At 73.2% G+C, this 21565-nt stretch carries 17 protein-coding genes and 1 pseudogene; 17 read left to right on the forward strand and 1 reads right to left on the reverse strand.

Translation table 11 applies throughout. From position 1 onward, the window contains the following. Positions 1 to 234 precede the first annotated feature (234 nt). The 11 genes from HPY23_RS03110 (at position 235) to HPY23_RS03160 (ending at position 12668) form a co-directional block, all read left to right on the forward strand. On the forward strand, positions 235 to 1425 hold the full coding sequence (locus HPY23_RS03110) for an inositol-3-phosphate synthase (RefSeq protein ID WP_060849690.1): 1191 nt from the start codon (positions 235 to 237) through the stop codon (positions 1423 to 1425). Between the two features lie 2 nt (positions 1426 to 1427). Further along, complete coding sequence (locus HPY23_RS03115) at positions 1428 to 2354, forward strand: HD domain-containing protein (protein ID WP_060849691.1); 927 nt, start codon at positions 1428 to 1430, stop codon at positions 2352 to 2354. A gap of 103 nt (positions 2355 to 2457) precedes the next feature. Then, positions 2458 to 3630 (forward strand): class I SAM-dependent methyltransferase, encoded by a 1173-nt coding sequence (locus HPY23_RS03120; protein ID WP_091885871.1) that lies wholly within the window; start codon positions 2458 to 2460, stop codon positions 3628 to 3630. After that, positions 3630 to 4673: a Gfo/Idh/MocA family protein gene (locus tag HPY23_RS03125; RefSeq protein WP_060849693.1), complete on the forward strand. Its 1044-nt coding sequence runs from the start codon at positions 3630 to 3632 to the stop codon at positions 4671 to 4673. The genes HPY23_RS03120 and HPY23_RS03125 overlap by 1 nt, the downstream gene beginning before the upstream one ends. A gap of 25 nt (positions 4674 to 4698) precedes the next feature. Beyond that, on the forward strand, positions 4699 to 6255 hold the full coding sequence (locus HPY23_RS03130; protein WP_091885875.1) for a YcaO-like family protein: 1557 nt from the start codon (positions 4699 to 4701) through the stop codon (positions 6253 to 6255). Beyond that, a complete protein-coding gene (locus tag HPY23_RS03135) occupies positions 6252 to 7076 on the forward strand; it encodes a sugar phosphate isomerase/epimerase family protein (RefSeq protein WP_091885879.1) in 825 nt (274 codons plus the stop codon). The genes HPY23_RS03130 and HPY23_RS03135 overlap by 4 nt, the downstream gene beginning before the upstream one ends. Beyond that, a complete protein-coding gene (locus tag HPY23_RS03140) occupies positions 7073 to 8308 on the forward strand; it encodes a glycosyltransferase family 4 protein (RefSeq protein ID WP_091885881.1) in 1236 nt (411 codons plus the stop codon). The genes HPY23_RS03135 and HPY23_RS03140 overlap by 4 nt, the downstream gene beginning before the upstream one ends. Positions 8309 to 8584: 276 nt before the next feature. Next, positions 8585 to 9334: a PIG-L deacetylase family protein gene (locus tag HPY23_RS03145; protein ID WP_091885884.1), complete on the forward strand. Its 750-nt coding sequence runs from the start codon at positions 8585 to 8587 to the stop codon at positions 9332 to 9334. Next, positions 9331 to 9960: a uracil-DNA glycosylase gene (locus HPY23_RS03150; RefSeq protein WP_091885887.1), complete on the forward strand. Its 630-nt coding sequence runs from the start codon at positions 9331 to 9333 to the stop codon at positions 9958 to 9960. The genes HPY23_RS03145 and HPY23_RS03150 overlap by 4 nt, the downstream gene beginning before the upstream one ends. A 184-nt stretch (positions 9961 to 10144) precedes the next feature. After that, a complete protein-coding gene (locus tag HPY23_RS03155) occupies positions 10145 to 11272 on the forward strand; it encodes a lysylphosphatidylglycerol synthase domain-containing protein (protein ID WP_060849699.1) in 1128 nt (375 codons plus the stop codon). Between the two features lie 46 nt (positions 11273 to 11318). Continuing rightward, complete coding sequence (locus HPY23_RS03160) at positions 11319 to 12668, forward strand: ATP-binding protein (RefSeq protein ID WP_418888670.1); 1350 nt, start codon at positions 11319 to 11321, stop codon at positions 12666 to 12668. On the opposite strand, the gene HPY23_RS03165 is transcribed toward HPY23_RS03160, so the two are convergent. Then, positions 12635 to 13273, reverse strand: coding sequence for a DUF1007 family protein (locus HPY23_RS03165; protein WP_091885890.1), 639 nt, complete (start codon positions 13271 to 13273; stop codon positions 12635 to 12637). The two genes, HPY23_RS03160 and HPY23_RS03165, sit on opposite strands and share 34 nt — an antisense overlap. A gap of 186 nt (positions 13274 to 13459) precedes the next feature. On the opposite strand from HPY23_RS03165, the gene HPY23_RS03170 reads away from it, so the two are divergent. The 6 genes and pseudogenes from HPY23_RS03170 to HPY23_RS03195 all read left to right on the forward strand — a co-directional run. Further along, positions 13460 to 15901 carry a heavy metal translocating P-type ATPase gene (locus HPY23_RS03170; RefSeq protein WP_276530181.1) on the forward strand — a complete coding sequence of 814 codons (2442 nt, stop codon included), beginning with the start codon at positions 13460 to 13462 and terminating at the stop codon, positions 15899 to 15901. Positions 15902 to 16119: 218 nt separating this feature from the next. Next, positions 16120 to 17151 carry a cysteine synthase A gene (locus HPY23_RS03175; protein ID WP_060849702.1) on the forward strand — a complete coding sequence of 344 codons (1032 nt, stop codon included), beginning with the start codon at positions 16120 to 16122 and terminating at the stop codon, positions 17149 to 17151. Between the two features lie 435 nt (positions 17152 to 17586). Continuing rightward, a pseudogene (gene rimP / locus HPY23_RS03180) lies at positions 17587 to 18177 on the forward strand (ribosome maturation factor RimP); the annotation flags it as partial. 113 nt (positions 18178 to 18290) lie between these two features. Next, positions 18291 to 19994 carry a transcription termination factor NusA gene (gene nusA / locus HPY23_RS03185; RefSeq protein WP_060849704.1) on the forward strand — a complete coding sequence of 568 codons (1704 nt, stop codon included), beginning with the start codon at positions 18291 to 18293 and terminating at the stop codon, positions 19992 to 19994. Between the two features lie 17 nt (positions 19995 to 20011). After that, positions 20012 to 20803, forward strand: a complete 792-nt coding sequence (locus tag HPY23_RS03190) for an RNA-binding protein (protein WP_091885898.1) — start codon at positions 20012 to 20014, stop codon at positions 20801 to 20803. A gap of 115 nt (positions 20804 to 20918) precedes the next feature. Further along, positions 20919 to 21565: translation initiation factor IF-2 associated domain-containing protein (locus HPY23_RS03195; protein WP_200649556.1), on the forward strand; the 647-nt coding region annotated here is incomplete at its 3' end.

The following is a 21565-nucleotide window of genomic DNA, read 5'->3' on the forward strand; positions in this document are numbered from 1 at the left end:
GCCTCACGCTGTTTCCTGCCTGTGGCCTGGGCGTCTATCAACCCCAAACGACGAAGCGGGCTTCGAGCCCGCCTCTCGTCCATCAACCCCGAATGACGAATGACCAAAAAATCGTGCGCGACCTCGGAACCAAATACTCCCCGGGGCATTTCCAGTCGCCACGCGGAGTGGGCGAACGAGTGCCCCATCGCCCCGCCCGGGGTCCGCGGGTCTGAGAGAGGACAATCCCTACCGATGAGCATTCAGCCCGGTCGGCGCGTCGGCGTCGCTTTCGTCGGGATGGGGGGGGCCGTCGCCACCACCGCCATCGCCGGTATCGAGATGATCAAGTCCGGCTCGAACCGCCTCGATGGATTGCCCCTTGCGGGCCACGCCGTGGCCGGGATGGTCGGCTACAAGGATCTCGTCTTCGGCGGTTGGGACCTCAACGGCGACGACCTCGGCGCCGCGGCGACCGGGCACGGCGTCCTGACCCGTCAGGACATCGAGAACGGCGCCCAGGTGCTCAACGGCATGAAGCCGTGGCCGGCGGTCGGCAGCGCCAAGTTCTGCAAGAACATCGACGGCGGCAACCGCATCGTCGCCAAGGACCACCGCGAGGCGGTCGACTGCATCGCCGGCGACCTCAAGCGCTTCCGCGAGGAATCCGGCGTCGACGACGTGGTGGTCGTCAACCTCGCCTCGACCGAGCGCTGGCCCGACCTCGACGATCCGACGCTGAACTCGGCCGCCGCCTTCGAGCGCGGCCTCGATTCGAGCGACGAGGCGATCAGCCCGGCGATGCTGTACGCCTACGCGGCGATCAAGAACGGCATCCCGTACGCCAACTTCACCCCGTCGGTCGCCGCCGACGTGCCCGCGCTGATCGATCTGGCAAAGCAGCTCAACGTCCCGGTCGCCGGCAAGGACGGCAAGACCGGCCAGACCATGATGAAGACGGTGCTGGCGCCGGCGCTGAAGGCGCGCGCGCTCCACGTCGACGGCTGGTTCTCGACCAACATCCTCGGCAACCGTGACGGCCTGGCGCTGAACGACAAGGACTCGCTCCAGTCCAAGCTCAACACCAAGGGCACGGTGCTGGACTCGATCCTCGGCTATCCGGTCGAGGATCACCTGGTCCACATCCACTATTACCGCCCGCGCGGCGACGACAAGGAAGCCTGGGACAACATCGACGTCACCGGCTTCCTCGGTCAGCGGATGCAGATCAAGGTCAACTTCCTCTGCAAGGATTCGATCCTGGCCGCGCCCCTGGTGATCGAGATCGCCCGCGTGCTGGATCTGGCGAAGAAGCGCGGCGACGGCGGCGTGCAGGAGCAGCTGTCGACGTTCTTCAAGGCGCCGATGGTGAAGAACGGCCACGGCCCCGAGCACGCCTTCGGCGTGCAGGAGCGCATGCTGCTCGACTGGCTCGGCGTCCACTAGGAATGGCTGCTAGCCACGATTTGGCGGGCGGGGCTCAGGCCCCGCTTCCGCTGCGCGAGCTCCTCGTCGAGCTCAACGACATCAAGCGCGTCCGGTCCGCCGGGCGCGACGGCTCGATCGCCGAGCGGCTCTTCCTCCAGGCCTGGGCGGCGCTGACCGGCGGGGCCGACCCGGCGGCGCTCGCCCTCGACATCACCGCCAAGGCGCTGGCCGCCTCCCGTCTCGGCGACCTCGACGCGGCTTTCCTCGCCGTCGCGGGCCTCTCGCCGGGGCAGGCCTCCGACGTGCTCGTGCGGGGCTTCGACGAGGTGGCGGGTCCGCTCGATCCGGTCCTCGCCGAGCGCCTGCGGGCGTGCCTCTCGGCGCCGCGGGACTGGACGCCCGGCCCGTTGCCGCAATTTGCGCTGCTCCAGGCCGACCAGCCGCGGGCCGGCGTCACCTGCCCGGGCAAGCCGCGCATCCTGCTCGAGCCGCCGGAGAACCACGCCGAGCACTGCCTCGTGGTGGCGGTCTACGGCGTCGCGTTGAGTCCGTTCTACGGCGCCGATCCGACCACGGTGTTCGTCGCGGCCCTCGCCCACCACCTGCACAACGCGCTGATGCCGGATGCGGGCTTCACCGGCGAGATCCTGCTCGGCGACCATCTCGACGCGGTGATCGCCACCTTGAGCGAGCGGGCGCTCTCGGAGCTGGATGCGCCGCTTCGCGGGGTCGTCGCTTCCTCCCGAAAGATCCTGGCGGACGATCGCACGGCGGAGGGCCGGGCCTTCCACGCCGCCGACGTGGTCGACCGGGTGCTGCAGATCGCCCAGCACCTGCGGGCGGCCTCGCTCACCATGGACACGGTGCTGGGCGAGATGGCGCTCGTGCATGACGGTCCGGTTAAGGGCTTCCACGACCGGGTGCTCGCCGACATGCGTCTGCCGTGAGGCGGAAGCGCGGATGCCCCCGGCATCCGCGCCCCATCCGGCGTTCGCGCCCTATCTCCCGTCAGAACCCGCCGCGGGGCGGGCGCCGCGAGGAAACGCAACCGTGATCCCGTTCGGGCTCCTCTCGCCGGTCACCGGCGAGGCGCTGCACCACGACACGCCCCATTCCCTGCGCGAGGGCAAGCGCGGCCCGCGCTGGCCGGTGGTCGACGGCATCCCCTACCTGCGGGTCGGCCGCGACGGCCTCGTCGGCGAGGTGCTGGGCCATCTCGACAAGGGCGCGCCGGGCCACGCCCTCGAACTCCTGCTCGCCGACCAGGACGAGTGGTGGACCGGCCCGAAGGCCGACCCCGTCGCCCTGCGCGACCTCGTGCGCGACATGAAGTACGTCTCCTTGCGCGAGGCCTGCGCCCGCCTCGGCTGGGGCCGGGTCGGCGACTACTTCGTCAACCGCTGGACCGACCCGACCTATCTCGCCGGCCTCGCCCTGCTGGAGGCGCACTGGAACAAGCCCCTCTGCGCCTTCGAGCTCGCCTGCGGCATCGGACACTACCTGCGCGAGCTGCAGGGGCGGGGCGTGCGGGTCTCGGGCGGCGACGTGGTCTTCGCCAAGCTCTGGGTCGCCCGCCACTGGGTCGCCGGGCAGCGGCCTCAGCTCGTCTGCTTCGACGCCGCCTCGCCGCACTGGCCGATCGACCAGGCGCCGGTCGACCTCGTGATGTGCCACGACGCATTCTACTTCCTGCCCGAGAAGGCCCGCATCCTCGACGCCCTGCGCAAGACCGCCGGCGAGGAGGGGTGGCTGGCGCTGAGCCACGTCCACAACAGCGCCCGGCCCGGCTTCTCGGCCGGCCACGCGGTCTCGGCGTCCGAGATCGAGGAGCTGTTTCCCGACGGGCTCGTCTACGACGACGACGAGCTGACCCTGGCGCTGGTCGAGGCCCGCGCCCCGGTCCCGGCCGCGCCCGCCGCCCTCGACCACGCCGAGGCGTTCTCGGTGGTCTGCGGCCCCGGCATGCGCCCGGCGCCCCGCCCCCTCGTCGACGGGCTGACCCTGCCGCGGGAGGGCGCGCACCTGCGCCTCAATCCGCTCTACGCGCCGGACCCCGCCGGGGGCTATGCCATCGCCTGGCCCTCCGAGCGCTACCGCGACGAATACGCCGCCCGCGCCACCTACCCGTCGCACTCCCCGGGCCCCGAGACCCTGGAGATGACCCCCGACACCCTCGATCGCGCCCGCTCCCGCGAGTTCGTCGATCTGCCGGAGCGCTGGTGATGGGAGATTCGATCGGCTGGGGCATCGTCGGGTTCGGCTGGGTCGCCCGGGACTTCATGGCGCCGGCGATCCGGGAGGCCGGCCACCGCCTCGTCGCGGTCTGCGATCCGGGCGCCGAGGCGCGGGACGCCGCGACGACGCTCGGCGCGCGGGCCCACGCCGACCTCGCCGGGCTCATCGCCGAGCCGGAGGTCGAGGCGGTCTACGTCGCGACCCCCAACCACCTCCATCGCGGCGCCGTCGAGGCGCTGGCCGCCTCCGGCAAGGCGATCCTGTGCGAGAAGCCGATGGCGGCCGCGCTCGACGATGCCGAGGCGATGGCGGCGGCGGTCGCCCGCACCGGGGCGTTCTACGGCACCGCCTTCGACCAGCGCCACCACCCGGCCCACCGGCTCCTGCGCGACGCGATCCGCGCCGGCCGGGTCGGCACCGTGACGGCGATCCGGATCGTCTACGCCTGCTGGCTCGACCGGGCCTGGACGGCGATTCCCGGGCAGGCCAACTGGCGCATCGACCAGGCCCAGGCCGGCGGCGGCGCGCTCATGGACCTCGCCCCCCACGGCCTCGACCTGACCGACTTCCTCCTCGACGAGCCGATCCTCGACATCACGGCCCTGACCCAGGCCCGCGCCCAGGACTACGCCGTCGACGACGGCGCGTTGCTGATCGGCCGCACCGGCTCCGGCGTGCTCGCGAGCCTCCACGTCGCCTACAACTGCCCCGACGCGCTGCCGCGCCGCCGCCTGGAGATCGCCGGCACGAAAGGGTTGCTCGTCGCCCAGAACACGATGGGCCAGGAGGCCGGCGGCCGCGTCACCTTCATCGACGGCGCCACGGGCGAGAGCACGCCGCTGCCCTTCGACACCGAGGCCTCGCCGTTCCTGGAGCAGGTGCGGGCCTTCGGGCGCTCCTTGCGCGATCCGGCCGGCCGCGACGCCTGGTCGGCCGCCCGCGACCTCCACACCATGCGGTTGCTGGCCCGCGCCTACGCCGCCTCCCCGTCGCACCGTCCCGCCCCATCCCCCGTCGCGCCGGCCGCCTGACGGCCCCCGAGGAGTCTGATCGCTCGTGGACAAACCCGCCGCACCCCGCCCCTACGCCTACCGCCAGCCGCGCGTCATCGAGGGCCTGCCCGAGCGCCTGCCGGACGCCGTCAAGGCCTATCTCGACGTGCTGCCGCCGGGAAAGATCGTCGGCTTTCCGCTCGCCCCCCTCGACCGCACCGGGGTGCCGTGCTGGTTCGTCTCGCTCTTCCTCGACGACCCCTACTTCGTCGGCGCGATGCCGAGCGGCATAGGCTACGGCGCCACCGACGACGAGGCGATCATCGGCTCGGTGGCCGAGATCGCCGAGAACCTGATGCCGAGCCTGGCACTGATCCCGCGCAAGAAGGAGCGAGCCAGCTACCACGACCTCGTGCGGGTGTTCGGCGCGAACGCCGTCGCCGATCCGCTCACCCTCGGTTTGCCGGCGGGGAGCCCCGTTAACCGCGACACCGTCCTCGAATGGACCGGCACGGTACGGGCGCGGACCGGCGAGACGGTGCTGATGCCGCTCGACCTCGCGGCGACCGACTATTTCGAGCTGTCGGAGGGCTACCAGCCCTTCACCAACCTCATCACCAACGGGCTCGGCGCCGGGCCCGACGTCGCGTTCGCCCTCGGGCACGGCCTCCTCGAACTGCTCCAGCGCGACGGCAACGGCCTCCTGTTCCGCGCCCTCGACCAGGGCGTGATGCTCGACACCTCGGAGGGCCTGGGACCGGAAACGCGAGCGATGCTCGACCGGCTGGAGGCCCTCGGCATCCGCGCGATGCCGAAATTCGCCACCGACCAGTTCGGCTTCACCAACGTCTACTGCGTCGGCTACGACCTCGACGCCTCGCGCACGCCCGCGCCGATCGCGCTCTCGGCCTGCGGCGAGGCCTGCGATCCCGACCGCGAGCGGGCGCTCCGCAAGGCGATCCTGGAATTCCAGGCGGCACGGGTGCGCAAGACCTTCGGGCACGGTCCGCTGGCGCTCGCCCGCTCGATCACGCCGCCGGGCTACGTCGACGCCTTCATCGAGAAGGCGCTGCCGAGCCTCGACCTCGAGGAGGGCAGGGCGCTCGCCGCGATGCTCGACTGGATCGACAAGCCGGCCGAGACCCTGCGGGACTACCTCGCCGGCACCGTCTATTCCGAGCGCGCCACCAAGCGTTTCACCGACCTGCCGACGCAAGCCGCCCCCACCGGCCAGGACCGCGCCCGCATCGCCCGCGAGCGCCTGGAGGCGGAAGGGTTCGACGTGCTCTACGTCGACGCCTCGCCGCCGGGCGGCGGGGTAGGCATCGTCAAGGCGATCGTGCCGGGGCTCGAGGTCGAGACCATGAGCTACTACCGCATCGGCGAGCGCAACACCCGGAAGCTCATCGAGCGCGACCACCCGCTGATCCGCTTCGGCCAGGAGAGCGAGACCCTGCGGCCGGTGCGCCTGACGCCCGAGGCGCTGGAGCGCTTCGGCGGCCAGCCGCTCTTCGACGTCGCCTTGGCCGAACGGATCGTCGGCCCGCTCTATCCGCTCTACCGCGAGCCGGAATCGCACCACGCGCCGTTCCGCCTGGAGCGTCGGGGGAGGGCGGCATGAGCTTGCGCTTCGCCTACAACACCAACGGGGCGGCCAACCACCGCCTCGACGACGCCCTCGATCTCATCGCCGATGCCGGCTACGACGGCGTTGCGCTCACCCTCGACATCCACCACCTCGACCCCTTCGCCGAGAACTGGGCGGGGCAAGCCGAGCGGGTGCGCGGCCGGCTCTACGGCCTGAACCTCGGCTCGGTGATCGAGACCGGGGCCCGCTTCCTCCTCGATCCGCGCGCCAAGCACGAGCCGACCCTGGTCACCGCCGACGCCGCGGGCCGCGCCCGCCGGGTCGCCTTCCTGCACCGCGCGATCGACATCGCGGCGATCCTCGGCTCCGAGGCGGTGTCGTTCTGGGCCGGCGTGCCGAAGCCCGGAATCGATCCGGCGCAGGCGAAGCTCTGGCTGCGCGACGGCCTCGAGCAGGTCGTCGCCTACGCGGCCGAGCGCCGGGTCGTGGTGGCGTTGGAGCCCGAGCCCGGCATGCTGGTCGAGACCCTGGACGATTACGCCGCCCTCGACGTCCCGGGCCTCAACCTGGCGCTGGATACCGGCCACTGCCTGGTGACGCAGGAGCGCGAGCCGGCGGCGGCGTTGCATGAATTCGCCGACCGTCTCGGCACCGTGGCGATCGAGGACATGGCGCGCGGCACCCATATCCACCTGCCCTTCGGCGAGGGCGACATGGATGTGCCGGGCGTGCTCGACGCCCTCGAAGCCATCCGCTTCGACAGGCTCGTCTGCGTCGAGCTCTCGCGCGAGAGCCACCGGGCCGACCGGATGATCCCGGATTCGCTGCGCTATCTCCGGGAGTGCCGTCGATGAGGATCTGTTTCGTCAGCCGGCGCTACTTCCCGGCGATCTCCGGCATGAGCGTCTACGCGCAGAACCTCCTGCGCGAACTGGTCGGCGCCGGCCACGACGTCACGATGGTGAGCCAGTACCGGGGCGATGCCTTCGGCACCAAGGTCTATGGCGGCGGCCCACCGCCGCCGGTGCCGGGCGTGCGGGTGATCGGCCTCGAACAGCAGGGCGAGCAGGAGAGCGGCGACTTCGAGCGCGACATCGCCACGATGGTCGACACGATCGCGGCCGAGCACGCGAAGAAGCCGTTCGACGTGCTGCACGCGCAGTACGGCTACCCGACGGGCTTCGCCACTCTGATCGCCTCGCAACGCCTCGGCGTGCCAAACGTGGTCTCGATCCAGGGCGGCGACGGCCACTGGGTCGGCTCGTGCTGCGAGACCCATCGCCTCGCCATGGTGCGGGTGCTGGCGCATGCCAACGCGCTGCTGATCGGCGGGCGCTCCTTCGTGGCGGAGGTCTGCGACCGGCTCGGCAGCGATCCCGCGCGCTTCACCATCGTGCCGGGCGCCGTCGACACCGCGCGCTTCCGCCCGCCGCAAGGCTGGCAGCCCGGCGACGCCGCCGACCCGGTGCGGCTGTTCTATCACGGCCGGGTCGACCGCCGGAAAGGCGTGCTCGACTTCATCGACGCGCTCAGCCTCTTGCGCCGGCGCGGCACGCCGTTTTCCGCCATCATCTCGGGCATCGGTCCCGACGTGGAGCCGGCCCAGGCGCTCGCCGCCGATCTCGGCTTCCCGGAGAACGAGGTGCGCTTCACCGGCTACGCCGAGTACGACGCGGTGCCGGGCCTCTACGCGATGGGCGACGTCTTCGTTTCGCCGACCTACGCGGAGGGGTTCTCCAACACCATCCTGGAGGCGATGGCGGCGGGGCAGGCGGTGGTCTCCACCCACTCTGTCGGCGTCTCGGACTGCCTGCGCGACGAGGAGAACGGGCTCATGGTCCAGCCCGGCGACGTGCCGGCCTTGGCCGAGGCGCTCCACCGGATCATCACCGACCGCCCGTTGCGCGCCCGCCTCGCGGCGTCCGCCCTGGAGGAGTGCCGCCGGGTCTATTCCTGGCAGGCGGTGGGGCGCCAGATCATGGACGTCTACGCCGCGGTGAAGGACGAGCGGCCGGACCCGGCCTTCGACCCCGAGTTGCCGCACGACCCGGGCTGCCGCTTCCGGGCCGAGCCGCACCTGTTGTGAGGCGCCTTCCAGCGCGGCCGGAAGGCTCACCCCAGGTTTGCACGCGTCTCTCCTCTCCCCGCGGGCGGGGAGAGGGCTGTGCTCCCGTCCAGGGAGCACAGCGAGCGGAGGCAAAGCCGGAGCGAGGGTGAGGGGGAGGTGCCGGAGGAGTCCCATCCGGAAACGCCCCCTCACCCCCGCCCTTCGGGCTTGCCGAGCCCTCTGAACGAGGGCTCGGCCCTCTCCCCGCCCGCGGGGAGAGGAGAAGGCCCGCGCTACGTTTGTCGGTCGAGTTCCATGCCCACAGCCCTCGCCCTCTCGCCCCATCTCGACGACGCCGCGTTCTCCTGCGGCGGCACCCTGGCGCAGCTCGCGAACGGGGGCTGGACGGTGGTGATGGTGACGCTGCTCACCGCCAGCGTGCCCGGGCCGACGGGCTTCGCCCTCGCCTGCCAGCTCGACAAGGGGCTCGGGCCGGAGGTCGACTACATGGCCCTGCGCCGCGACGAGGATCGGGCGGCCGCCGCCGCGCTGGGCCTGCCCCCGCCGGTCCACGTCGCGCTTTCCGAGGCGCCGCATCGCGGCTACGCCTCGGCGCCGGAACTCTTCGCCGGGACCCGGCCCGACGACCCGCTCGCCGACGACCTCGCCCCCGTCCTCGCCCGCCTGATGGCGGAGGCCGCCCCCGACCTGCTGCTCGCGCCGCAGGGCGTCGGCGGCCATGTCGACCACGTCCAGCTGGTGCGGGCGCTGAGCGCGCGCCCGCCCGCCTGCCCGGTGCTGTGGTGGCGCGACTTTCCCTACACCGTGCGCCACCCCGACCCGAAGGAGCCGTTCCGCGAGACCTTCGCGGCGCTCGCGCCCGTCACGATCCACCTGTCCGCCGAGGACGAGGCGGCCAAGCACGCCGCCTGCGCGGCCTATGCGAGCCAGATCGGCTTCCAGTTCGGCGGCCCCGCCGGCCTCGCCGAGCGCCTGAGCGCCGAGGGCGGCCGCGAGCATTTCCGCCTCGCCGGCACCCTGCCGGACGGGCTCGCCCTCGCGTGAGCGACGGGCCGGCCGCACCGAAAACGTTGGTCGATCCCGGTGCCGTCGCGGCGCGCCACGCCCTCGCGGAGGCCAGCGCGCACCTCGCGCCCCTGCGCGCCCTCGCCGGGCGCATCCGGGCCGAGCAGGACCGGCCGGTGCCGGAGGCCGACCCCCTCGACGGCGGCGTGGCGGCCCGCCTGCTGCTGCTCCTCGAGACCCCGGGACCGGCCACCGGCCGCACCGCCTTCGTGTCCCGCGACAACCCGACCGGGACCGCCGCCAACCTCTTCCGGTTCCTGGACGCGGCCGGCATCCCGCGCGCCGACACCCTGATCTGGAACGCCGTGCCGTGGGTGATCCACGCCCCCGGCGCCCGCAACCGGGCGCCGCGGACGGCCGAGATCCGGGCGGCCCGGGCCTACCTGCCGCCGCTCGTCGACCTGATGCCGGACCTCGCGGTCGTCGTCCTGTCCGGTCGCGTCGCGCAAGGGCTGGCGCCGGACCTCGCCGCGTCGCGCCCCGGCCTGCCGGTGGTGGCGGTCCCCCATCCGAGCCCGACCTACGTCTGCACCAGCCCGGCGGTGCCGGCTCGGATCGCCGCCGGGCTGGCCGAGGCCGCCCGTCATCTCGGAATCCCCGGTTGAGCCGCCCACCTCTCCGTCCGCGTTGCCGCATGGTCCGTCTGGTCATTCGTCGGCAGACGGCCTACATGGCGGACATCAGCGAGCGGGGCTCTGTCGGAGTGCCGCCGGGCACCTGTGTGCGCGAGCCTGGCCGCGATCGGCCGCGGGCCCGCGCCGGTGACGAGCGGGGTCGGACGCCGACGCGATGAACTTCGCCAATCAGGACAAGACCCTCGCGCGGGCCGAGCCCCTGCGCGACACGGGCGCAGGGAGCGGGCCGCCGCGCGACGAGGACCCCGCCGGGCAGGACCCGGGGAGCAATCCCGCGGCCCCGGCGGAGGAGCGGCGCGCCCGCCACCGGCGGCGCTACGCCTGGCTCGGCACGCTGGCGAGCGTCGTGCTGTTCGTCATCTCCCTCGGGGTGCTGGGCAAGCTCGTCTCCACCGTCACCTGGGCCGAGCTGCGCACCGCATTCCTGGCGGCGACGCCCGACCAGATCGGGCTCGCCATCGTGCTCGTCGTGGTGAGCTACCTCTTCCTCACCTGCTACGACGCCCTGGCGCTGCGCCAGCTCAAGCTGAAGGTGCCCTACCGCACCACGGCGCTCGCCTCATTCACCAGCTACGCGGTGAGCTTCAACCTCGGCTTCCCGCTCTTCACCGCCGGCACGGTGCGCTACTGGATCTATTCCGCCCAGGGCCTGAGCCCCGGGCGGATCGCGGCGCTCACCATCGTCGCCGGCTTCACCTTCTGGCTCGGCATGGGGGCGGTGCTCGGCATCAGCCTGATCCGCGAGGCCGGGCCGCTCTCGCACCTCACCTACACCAGCGCCCTGTTCAACCAGGGGCTCGGGGCCGCCGTGCTCGCCGCGGTGCTGGCCTACCTGGCCTGGGTCACGGTCAAGCGCCGCAGCGTGAAGGTGCGGGGCTGGCGCCTGGAGCTGCCGGGCCTGAAGCTGTCCCTGAGCCAGATGCTCGTCGGCGCCGGCGACGTCTGTGCGGCGGCCGGCGTGCTCTACGTGCTGCTGCCGGCCGGCCACGGCCTGAGCTTCGAGACCTTCGTGGCGATCTACGTGCTCGCCGCGATGCTCGGCATCGCCAGCCACGCGCCGGGCGGGCTCGGGGTGTTCGAGGCGACCGTGCTGCTGGCGCTCTCCGGCCTGCCGCGGGAATCGGTGCTCGGCGCGCTGCTGCTGTTCCGGGTCTGCTACTACCTGATCCCGTTCGTGGTGGCGCTGGCCGCGCTCGGCGCCTATGAGATCGCCAAGCGGGCGCGCCTCACCCCGCGGGAGGCGCCCGACGATGATGCCGCCGAGAGCGACCCCACGCCCTGACGCCGGCGACCCGCCGCGGGACGACGCGCTGCCGGACGAGCCGGTGGTGCCGTTCCTTCCCGTCGCCTCCGGCTCGCTCTCGGCCGCGCGCCGGGCGGCCTGGCGGGGCGCCCTCCTCGCCGTCCTGGTCTTCACCGCCATCGAGATATGGCACCACGGGCTCGACCTCGGCACCGGGGTCGCGGCCCTCCTCGCCCTCCTGGTCGGCGGCCTCGCGGCCGCCCCCCGCCGCGGCGAGCCGGTGCCGCGCTTCGACGCCGGGCCGGGCCGGGGCCGACACGGCCTCGCCGAGGCGCTGCTCGCCAACATCCCCGACCCCGTCATCCTGATCGACCGCCGCGCCCTGGTGATCGAGTCGAACGCGGCCGCCCGCGCGCTCCTGCCCTCCCTGCGGCCGCGCCACCCGCTCTCCTTCGCGCTGCGCGATCCCGATGTGCTCGACGGCATCGAGACGGTTCTACGCACCGGCGAGCCCCTGAAGACCGTCTATTCCCCGCGGGTCCCGACCGAGCGCACCTTCGAGGTGCAGATCGGCGCGATGCAGGGCGGCGAGGCCGGGCGGGCCGGGCCGAACGTGGTGCTGTTCCTGCGCGACCTCACCTCGGCCCAGCGCCTCGAGACGATGCGGGTCGATTTCGTCGCCAATGCCAGCCACGAGCTGCGCACGCCGCTGGCCTCGCTGCTCGGATTCATCGAGACCCTGCAGGGCCCGGCCCGGGACGACGCCAAGGCGCGCGAGCGCTTCCTCGGCATCATGCGGGTCCAGGCCCTGCGGATGACCCGGCTGATCGACGACCTGCTGTCGCTCTCCCGCATCGAGCTGCGCGCCCACGTCCCGCCGACGCAAGCCGTCGATGTCGTCCCGCTCGCCCGCCAGATCGCCGACGCGCTCGGGCTGATCGCCCGCGAGCGCGGCGTCGTCCTCACGCTCGACGCCGCACCGGGGCCGCTGCGGGTGCTGGGCGACCGCGACGAGATCCTGCGGGTGATCGAGAACCTCGTCGAGAACGCCGTGAAGTACGGCGGCGACGGCGGCCGGGTCGAGATTCGCTTGGGGCTGCGCGACGCGGAGGACAGCCGGCCGCCGGAGGTCGAGGTCGCGGTGCGCGACGAGGGCCCGGGCATCGCCCCCGAGCACCTGCCGCGCCTGACCGAGCGGTTCTACCGGGTCGACGCCGCCTCGAGCCGCCAGCAGGGCGGCACCGGCCTCGGCCTCGCCATCGTCAAGCACATCCTCGCCCGCCATCGCGGCCGGCTGGTGATCGAGAGCATTCCGGGGCAGGGGGCGACCTTTCGCGCCCTGATCCCGGCGCACGGCGCCCCGCCGAAGGGCGCTCCGCCCCAGGATCCGGTGCCTGCCGATCAGGGGCAGGCGACGAGCAGGCGCCCGGTATAGTCGGCGGCGGCCGCCGCGGCGGCGCCCGGCGTGCCGGTCGCCTCCTCGTCGGGGATCAGCTGCTCGCCCTCCTTGGCCTGGCGCGCCGGGCGGTTGAGCCTCAGCACGCAATCCGGGCTGCCCGACAGCTTGACCGGGTCGTCCGGCGGCAGCCCGAAGGCGACGTAGAAATCGGGGTCGTCGAAGCTCACCACCAGGTTGCGCACCGGGCCGGTCGACCCCTGCGGCACCAGGGTGAAGTCGATCGTCAGGCGCCCCTGCGCGTAGCGTGCCTTCGGCGAGGGCCCGCCCTTGAAGGTCACGGGGCGTCCGTTGAGCTTGGCTTGCGTGAAATACGCCGTCTCGGCCATCGCCTCCAGGCGCTCGACCGCCATCGCGTCGAGCTTGGCCGGATCCGGCACGCCGTCGCGCTTCGAATCGAGGTTCAGCACCGCGAAAGCCGAATATTCCGGGTCGAAGGTCCAGGATTCGCGGATCGCCACGAGGTTGCGCTTGCCGTCGAGCACCAGCTCGGCCCGCGCCTGCACCCAGACGTGGGGATGCGCCAGGGCCGCCCCCGCCCCGCCGCACAGCATCGCCCCCGCCGCCAGCACCCGCCCGATCATCGCCCGCTCCCGCTTCGCCCCGGCGTCATGACCGCTCGATCGTGTCCGGTCGGTGTCCCGGGGCGGTCATGCGCTCTGGCGCCCGAGCGCGGCGAAACCATGTTCGGGACGCAACGGCCGATGACGGCACGGGCCGTATCGCGGCGCCGCCCCGCGCCCCACATACGTCTGCGGGAGACCGCCGCCATGACCGCATCCATGACCGCATCCGCCCGTCGCATCACCCTGCCCGTCGAGGGGATGACCTGCGCCTCCTGCACCGGGCGGGTCGAACGGGTGCTCACGCGGGTGCCGGGGGTGCAGGCGGTGGCGGTGAACCTCGCCACCGGCCGCGCCACCCTCGACCTCGCGCCAGACAACGATCCGGCGAAGCTCGCCGAGGCGGTGGAGGAGGCCGGCTTCGCGGTGCCCGAGGCGACGAGCGAGTTCGCCGTCGAGGGGATGACCTGCGCCTCCTGCACCGGCCGGATCGAACGGGTGCTGAAGGCCGTGCCCGGCGTGCGGGAGGCGAGCGCCAACCTCGCCACCGGCCGGGTGAGCGTGCGCCATCCCGACGGCCTCGTGACCCGCGAGGCGCTCGACGCCGCCATCCGGGAGGCGGGCTACGCGCCCCGCCCGGCGACGGCGCAGGCCGCTGTGCCCGCGGCCCCCCGCGAGTCCGGCCCGCCGGCCCGCGCTCTCGTCCTCGCCGCCCTGCTCTCGCTCCCGGTCGTGGCGCTGGACATGGGGAGCCACCTGCTCGGCCAAGGTCACCTGCTCGGCAACGGCCTTCTGCCCGAGCGGTGGAGCGCCGGAATCCAGGCGGTGCTCGCCACCCTGGTGCTGTTCGGGCCCGGGCGGTCCTTCTTCGCCCGCGGCCTGCCGGGCCTGCTGCGCGGCCATCCGGACATGAACGCCCTGGTGGCGCTCGGCGCCGGCGCCGCCTACCTGTTTTCCCTGGTCGCGACCCTTGCGCCCGGCCTGCTGCCGGCGGGCTCCGCCCATATCTATTTCGAGGCCTCGGTCCTCATCGTCACCCTGATCCTGCTCGGCCGGCACCTCGAGGCGCGGGCGCGGGGCCGCACCGGCGCGGCGGTGGCGCGCCTCGTCGGCCTGGCGCCGAAGACCGCGCTCCTGCTGCGCGACGGCGCCGAGACCGAGGTGCCGGCGGCCGCGCTCCAGGTCGGCGACCGCGTCCGCGTCCGCCCTGGCGAGCGCCTGCCGGCGGACGGCCGGGTGGTCGCGGGCACGTCCCGCATCGACGAGAGCATGCTCACCGGCGAGCCGATGCCGGTGAGGAAGGCCCCGGGCGACCCGGCGACCGGCGGCACCGTCAACGGCACCGGGGCGCTGGAGATCGCGGTCGAGCGGGTCGGCGCCGACACCGCGCTCGCCCAGATCGTCCGCCTCGTCGAGGCGGCGCAGGGCGCCAAGCTCCCGATCCAGGCCCTCGCCGACCGGGTCACCGCCCGGTTCGTGCCGGCGGTACTGGGGCTCGCCGGCCTCACGTTCCTGGCGTGGCTGGCGCTCGCGCCGGCGCCCGCCCTCGGCACGGCCCTGGTCCACGCCGTCGCGGTGCTGATCATCGCCTGCCCGTGCGCCATGGGGCTCGCCACCCCGACCTCGATCATGGTCGGCACCGGCCGGGCGGCGGAGCGCGGCGTGCTGTTTCGCAGCGGCGCGGCCCTGCAGGCGCTCGAAGGGGTGCGGGTCGTCGCCTTCGACAAGACCGGCACCCTGACCGAGGGCCGCCCGCGCCTCACCGACCTGGTCCCGGCCCCCGGCTTCGACGCCGACGCGGTGCTGGCGCTCGCCGCCGCCGTCGAGGCCCGTTCCGAGCATCCGATCGCCCGCGCCATCGTGGCGGCCGCCGCCGAGAAGGGCCTGAGCCTGCCGCCGGTCGCCGACGTCGCGGCGGTGCCGGGCCACGGCGTCACCGGCCGGGCCGGCGGGCGGCTCGTCGCGATCGGCGCTCCGCGCCACCTCGCCGGCCTCGACCTGTCGGGTCTCGCGCCGGAGGCCGCGCGCCTCGCCGCGCAAGGCCGCTCCCCGGTCTACCTCGCCGTCGACGGCGTGCCGGCGGCCTTGCTGGCGGTGTCCGATCCGGTCAAGGCCGGCGCGGCCGCGACCGTGCGGGCGCTCGAGGACCGGGGCCTCGCGGTCGCCCTCGTCACCGGCGACGACCGGCGCACCGCCGAGGGCGTCGCCCGGAGCCTCGGCATCGCGACGGTGCTGGCCGAGGTGCTGCCCGAGGGCAAGCGCGACGCCGTCCGGGCCCTGCGCGACCGGCACGGCCCGGTCGCCTTCGTGGGCGACGGCATCAACGACGCCCCGGCTCTCGCCGAGGCCGAGGTGGGGCTCGCCATCGGCACCGGCACTGACGTGGCGGTGGAGAGCGCCGACGTGGTGCTGATGGCCGGTGACCCCGCGAGCGTCGCCGAGGCCTTGCGGCTCTCGCGCGCCGTGATGCGCAACATCCGCCAGAACCTGTTCTGGGCCTTCGCCTACAACGTCGCGCTGATTCCAGCGGCGGCGGGGGGGCTTCGGCTCGTCGGCGGGCCGTCGCTGTCGCCGGTCCTGGCCGCGGGCGCCATGGCGCTGTCGAGCGTGTTCGTCCTCGGCAACGCGCTCCGGCTGCGGCGGGCGTGAGGCTCCCGCGAACCGACACCGCTCGACCGCCCGGCGCAGGCGGGACGCGACGGCGGCAGGCTGCGGCGAGGGCGGCCGCATCCGGCGCGACGCCCGCCCGTCGCGACCCACGGGCCTAGCCGCCGAGCCCCGGCCTCACGGCCTTGCCGCCCACCCGCTTTCGCGGCATCACCGCCACCCCCGCGGGCGAAGGCCCGCCAGCCCCGGATGACCCCGCGATGATCCGCTCCGACATCCTCGCCGCGATCGGCGGCACGCCCTTGATCCGCCTCAAGCGCGCCTCGGAGGAGACCGGCTGCACCATCCTGGGCAAGGCCGAGTTCATGAATCCGGGCCAGTCGGTGAAGGACCGCGCCGCCCTGTTCATGGTCGAGGCGGCCGAGCGCGCCGGCACCTTGCGGCCCGGCGGCACCATCGTGGAGGGCACGGCGGGCAATACCGGCATCGGGCTGGCGCTCGTGGGCGCGGCGCGCGGCTACCGCACCGTGATCGTGATCCCCGACACCCAGTCGGCGGAGAAGAAGCAGGCGCTGAGGCTCGCCGGGGCCGACCTCGTCGAGGTGCCGGCGGTGCCGTTCGCCAACCCCAACAACTACGTGAAGGTGGCCGGCCGCCTCGCCGCGCGGCTTTCCGCGACCGAGCCCGGCGGCGCCTTCTTCGCCGACCAGTTCGACAACCTCGCCAACCGCGAGGCCCACATCGCCACCACCGGCCCGGAGATCTGGGAGGCGACCGGGGGCAAGGTCGATGGGTTCATCTGCGCGGCCGGCACCGGCGGCACGCTCGCCGGCACCGCGGCGGCGCTGCGCGCCCGCAATCCCGGGGTGACGATCGGGCTCGCCGATCCCGACGGCTCGGCGCTCCATCCCTACTACGCCACCGGCGAGCTCAAGGCCGCGGGCACCTCGATCACCGAGGGCATCGGCCAGGGCCGCATCACCGGCAACCTCGAGGGGTTCCGGCCGGACGTGTCCTTCGGCATCCCCGACGCCGAGGCGCTGCCGCTGGTCTTCGGACTCCTGGAGGAGGAGGGTCTGTGCCTCGGCGGCTCGTCGGGCATCAACGTGGCGGGCGCCATCCGGCTCGCGCGCCGCCTCGGCCCCGGCCACACCGTCGTGACGATCCTGTGCGACTACGGCACCCGCTACGCCTCGAAGCTGTTCGACCCCGGCTTCCTGCGCGCCCGCGACCTGCCGGTGCCGCACTGGCTCGATGCCCCCCGGACGATCGATCCGGGACTGGTGGGGTGATACCGCTTCCGGAAGATCGGTTCCGGGAGCGGTATCACCCGCCCGCGCGGCCTCCGCGGGCCGGGAGAGGGGTGGTGCGACGCCGTTCCAGAATGCGCCCTGCAGGCGTACGGCCCTTCCGGAAACGGCGCCCCGTCTCCCGGCCCACGGAGGGCGGGGGGTCTTGCCTTCGTCAACTTGCGGGATAACGGCCCGCGAGCCGCCGTCGCCGCGCCGCGTCCCATCGGTTGTCCCGATCGCCTTGCATTTCTCCGCCCGCAGGATTATCTCCCCGTCATCAGTTCTGTTCGTGGCCTGTGGGGCTACGGTGCGGGAGTGGGTCCCCCCGGGGCCCGCTCTTTTTTATTGCCGCAAGCCTCCCCGGGCGCGAGCCGAACGCCAGATTGCCTCCCCTCCCAGGGCTCCTCCCGGGGACCCCGCCGCGGCACCGACCTCATGACCGACGCCCCTGACCACAACCCGGCCGAGAAGCGCCTCATCACCGAGACCGGTGTCGCCGCGCGCGTCGCGCAGATCATCGAGCCCGCGATCGAGGGCCTCGGCTTCCGTCTCGTGCGGGTGAAGGTCTCCAGCCAGAGCGGCTGCACGGTCCAGATCATGGTCGAGCGGCCGGACGGCACGATGTCGGTCGACGAGTGCGAGGCGGTGAGCCGCACGATCTCGCCGATCCTCGACGTCGACGACCCGATCGGCGGCGCCTACTACCTCGAGATCTCCTCGCCGGGCATCGACCGGCCGCTGGTGCGGGCCGGCGACTTCGCCCGCTGGGCCGGCTACGAGGCCAAGGTCGAGCTGGCGACGCCGCTCGACGGCCGCAAGCGCTTCCGCGGCATCATCCGGGCGCCGCAGGGCGACACGGTGCGCATCGAGCTTCCCGACGCCAAGGAGGGCCTGCCGTCTTCCTACGACCTGGCCCTGCGCGACATCGGCGAGGCCCACCTCGTCCTGACCGACGCGCTCGTGCGCGAGTCGCTCCGGCGCGGCTCGGCCCCGCCGCAGGACGACGCCGAGGACGACGAGGACCAGGACGAGGGCGCGCCGCCGCCGCGCGCCCACTGAGCCGCGCGCCCACCAAAGACGATCCCCGATACGATCCCATAAATTCCCCAGAAGACGCCAACCCAGGAAGGACTGAACCGATGGCCGTCGTCAGCGCCAACAGGCTCGAACTCCTCCAGATCGCCGAGGCGGTCGCCCGCGAGAAGGTGATCGACCGCTCCATCGTGATCGGCGCCATGGAGGAGGCGATCGCCAAGGCCGCCCGCTCGCGCTACGGCGCCGAGACCGACGTGCATGCCGAGATCGATCCCCGCACGGGCGCTCTGCGCCTGTCGCGCCACCTCCTGGTGGTGGACGAGGTCGAGAACGACTCCCGCGAGATCGACCTGCCGTCGGCCCGCCGCCACAACCCGGCCGCCCAGGTCGGCGACGTGATCTCCGACACCCTGCCGCCGTTCGATTTCGGCCGCGTCGCCGCCCAGTCGGCCAAGCAGGTGATCGTCCAGAAGGTCCGCGAGGCCGAGCGCGAGCGCCAGTACGACGAGTACAAGGACCGCATCGGCGAGGTGGTCAACGGCCTCGTCAAGCGCGTCGAGTACGGCAACGTCATCGTCGACCTCGGCCGCGGCGAGGGCATCGTGCGCCGCGACGAGTCGATCCCGCGGGAGACCTTCCGCCCCGGCGACCGCATCCGCGCCTACCTGTTCGACGTCCGCCACGAGGTGCGCGGGCCGCAGATCTTCCTCTCCCGCTCGCATCCGCAATTCATGGCCAAGCTCTTCGGCCAGGAAGTGCCGGAGATCTACGACGGCATCGTCGAGGTGAAGGCGGTCGCCCGCGATCCGGGCTCGCGCGCCAAGATCGCGGTGATCTCGCGCGATTCCTCGATCGACCCGGTCGGCGCCTGCGTGGGCATGCGCGGCTCGCGCGTCCAGGCGGTCGTCGGCGAACTGCAGGGCGAGAAGATCGACATCATCCCGTGGTCGCAGGACCAGGCGACCTTCATCGTCAACGCGCTGCAGCCGGCCGAGGTGGTCAAGGTGGTGCTCGACGAGGAGGCCGACCGCATCGAGGTGGTGGTCCCCGACGACCAGCTGTCGCTCGCCATCGGCCGGCGCGGCCAGAACGTGCGGCTCGCCTCCCAGCTCACCGGCTGGGACATCGACATCCTGACCGAGGCCGAGGAATCGGAGCGCCGGCAGAAGGAGTTCGTCGAGCGCACCGACACCTTCATGCAGGCCCTCGACGTCGACGAGACGGTCGGCCAGCTGCTCGCCGCGGAAGGCTTCCGCTCGGTCGAGGAGATCGCCTACGTCGAGCCGACGGAGCTTGCCAACATCCAGGGCCTCGACGAGGAGACCGGCGCCGAGATCCAGGCTCGCGCCCTCGATTACCTCAACCGCATCGAGGCCGAGAACGACGCCCGCCGCATCGAGCTCGGCGTCGCCGACGACCTGCGCGACATCGACGGCATCACCACCCCGATGATGGTCGCGCTCGGCGAGAACGACGTGAAGAACGTCGAGGACCTCGCCGGCTGCGCCACCGACGACCTCGTCGGCTACACCGAGGGCCGCGGGCCCGAGGCGGTGCGCCATGCCGGCTTCCTCGACGGGTTCGAGCTCTCCCGCACCGAGGCCGAGGCGATGATCATGGCCGCCCGCGTCCATGCCGGCTGGGTCGAGGCGCCCCCGGCCGAGGAGGCCGAGGAGGGTTCGGAGGACGAGCACGCCGAAGGCGAACAGGCCGACGACGAGGCGGTGCAGGACGGCCAGGAGACCGAGACCGAGGCGGTGCCGGTCGAGGAGGACGCCGCCGCGACCGCCGAGCGTCAGCCGACCTGAGCGGGGAACGCCGAGCCATGAGCGAGACCATGCAGGACGACCCGCAGGATGCGGACGCGCTGCCGCCGGACGTCCTCGACGCCGGCGTCGGGCGCGGCCGCGCCAACGCGGAGCGGACCTGCCTGGTCACGCGGCAGGCGGGCAATCCCGACCGGATGATCCGCTTCGCGCTCGCCCCCGACGGCCAGGTGGTGCCGGACCTGCGCGCCCGGCTTCCCGGCCGCGGCGCCTGGGTGACGGCGACCCGGGCGGCGGTGCAGGAGGCGGTGAAGAAGCGCCTGTTCCAGCGCGCCTTCCGGCGGAAGGACGCGCGCGTCGCGCCCGATCTCGCAGACGTGATCGAGGCGGGCTTGCGCGACGACATGCGCCAGGGCTTCTCGCTCGCCAACAAGGGCGGCTGCATCGTCACCGGCTTCACCAAGGTCGAGAGCGCGGTCGACAGCGAGACCGGGGTCAAGGCCTTGGTGCATGCCAGCGATGCGAGCGCCGACGGGCGGCGCAAGCTCGGCCAGGCATTGCGCAGGCGCTATGGCGATGCCATATCGAGGATCCCGGTGATCGACGACCTGTCCGGTGTAGAATTGGACATGGCCTTGGGCCGGGATCATGTGATACACGCTGCCCTTGTCGCGGGAGCCGGCACTGCCGGCTTGCTCGCGCGTTGGCGTCGGCTCCACGTCTTCCGCGGCGAGGCGGCGACGCCGGGAACCGCCGGAACGGCGCCGACAGGCACCGACGCGGCGCTCCCGGACGCTGTCCAGGAAGATGGGACTTCGCTGCGGACCGGCCCCCCGGAGGCCGGTGGTTGATACGAATCGAATGGGATCGGCCCGGTCGGCGGGTGCGCTCCCGGGAATACGATGGGAGGCGGCCGCCGGGAGGCCGGGTCCCGGGACGGACGAGAACCCCCAGGGTCTGAACTGAATGAGTGAGACGAAGAATCCGGGCGACAAGACGTTGCATACCGGCCCCGCCAAGACGCTGTCGACGAAGCGTCCGATCGAGCAGGGTACGGTCCGCCAGAGCTTCTCCCATGGCCGCTCGAAGTCGGTCGTGGTCGAGACGGTGAAACGTCGCCCCGGCGGCGCGCCGGCTCCGGCCGCGCCGAGGGACGCCGCGCCGAGCCAGGCGCGCTCCGCCCCGCAGGGGCAGGGCCGTCCGGGCGGGCCGCGCCAGGATCGCCCGGCTGCCGCGCGGTCCGGCGTCGTGTTGCGCACCCTGAGCGATCAGGAGCAGAGCGCCCGCATGGCCGCCCTCGTCGACGCCAAGCGTCGCGAGGAGGAGGAGCGCCGCCGCGCCGCCGAAGAGGCCCAGCGCCGCGTCGAACGCGAGGCTGCCGAGCTCCGCGAGCGCGAGGCCGCCGAGGCCCGCAAGCATGAGGAAGAGGAGCGCCGCCGCCAGGAGGACGCGCGCAAGCGCCGTGCCGCTGAGGAGGCCGAGCGCCGCAACCAGGAAGACGCGGCCCGCAACGCCGCCGCTGCCGCTGCTCCGGTCGCTGCCGCTCCGGCCGCCCCCGAGGCTCCGGCCGCCGCCCCGGCACCTGCGGCCGCGGCTCCTGCCGCCGCCCGTCC

The sequence above is a fragment of the Methylobacterium ajmalii genome, assembly GCF_016613415.1.
Classification (GTDB): Bacteria; Pseudomonadota; Alphaproteobacteria; order Rhizobiales; family Beijerinckiaceae; genus Methylobacterium; species Methylobacterium ajmalii.